The following is a 1,200-nucleotide window of genomic DNA, read 5'->3' as shown; positions in this document are numbered from 1 at the left end:
ATGTTGATGTGTATCCAGCATACGTACAAAACTGGCAGCGTAAATCATGCTTTTTGCCCCATTTTGCACCGCAGCATTTGAGCTTCGTGCCTGTAGCATAGGCAACCACCCTACTTCTAGTTCTGCTCCAGAACACATAGCCAAATCGGCTTGACGCATTTTCGCAATCAACGAAGGGCGAGCTTGCACGTAATGTGGATCTTGTTTATCGGTAGTAGCAGAATAGATATTTGCTTCTGGAGCGTGGCGTTGCAATAAAGCTTTCCATTCCGGCTCACAAACAAAAATATCCAAAGCCCATGTTGGAGAAGAAACAATGGCAGCAATCGCTGCCATTGTGCCTAAACCTTTAGAGATAAAGGTTAATGACTTAGAACGCATGAGCACCGTGCGCCCCAAAAGTCATGACGTATTGCAATGTAAAGACGTTCTCTTTTTCTTTGTCTTGGTTTTCTGCACGCGTGTACTGCGCACGAACAGTACCAAAGTGCGAGGAATCCCACGCAATCATCGCATCGACTTCTTTATCATTTAGCGCAGTGAAATGCATGTGGTCACCATGAGCATGACCATCGTAGCTTTCCGCTTCGCCGTAACGAACGCCAGCAGACCAGCTAGGGTTAAATCGGTATACACCCGAAACGTAGTAACAAGTTACGTTATCAAAGGATTCAGCTTCATCTTTAAATTTGCTGTCGACCACACCATCCAACAACATGTACTCGGCAGAAAACGTAAAGTTGCGGTACTTGTAGTTACCATCCGGGGCCCATTTCCAAACAAAATCAGCACCATAAAGATTCGCACCAGTAATCGCAGCAGCGTGGCTATGTTCATGGTCATGACCGGTATCAGCATGATGATCGTGGTCAGCAAATTCTTCCACCTTGCCGTTCTTGTTTCGCAGGTAACTCAAGCCAAATTGCCAACTAGAAGAATCTGAAATGTCGCTACCTAGTTTTAATGTTGAGGTAAATACACCAACGTCAGAACCCTCATCCACTGCCGACATCTTGCTGCCACTTAGCGCCTCAACACCAAATTTCACAAACAGATCTGTCGGAAGAACAAGGCTCGCTCTCACGCCATCATCATAGTAATGCGAACCAAGAAACGTTCGGTACGCTAATGGACGCTCAACAAAACTATCGGTATGCATGTGTTGGTTGTTCAAGTAACCAAAATCGGAAAGAAAACGCC

Annotated in this window: 2 protein-coding genes; both read right to left on the bottom strand. The window is 45.7% G+C overall.

Annotation, left to right across the window (positions count from 1 at the left end; translation table 11 throughout):
- Positions 1-381 (bottom strand): metal ABC transporter solute-binding protein, Zn/Mn family (locus R7P35_RS25120; RefSeq protein WP_411978895.1); only part of this gene is annotated, 381 nt, incomplete at its 3' end.
- On the bottom strand, positions 371-1,200 hold an 830-nt coding region (locus R7P35_RS25115; RefSeq protein WP_318093116.1), incomplete at its 5' end, for a hypothetical protein. The genes R7P35_RS25115 and R7P35_RS25120, both read right to left, overlap by 11 nt.

Source organism: Vibrio sp. Vb0304 (genome assembly GCF_033338995.1).
GTDB classification, from domain to species: domain Bacteria; phylum Pseudomonadota; class Gammaproteobacteria; order Enterobacterales; family Vibrionaceae; genus Vibrio; species Vibrio alginolyticus.
This window is presented reverse-complemented; position numbering and strand designations above follow the sequence as displayed.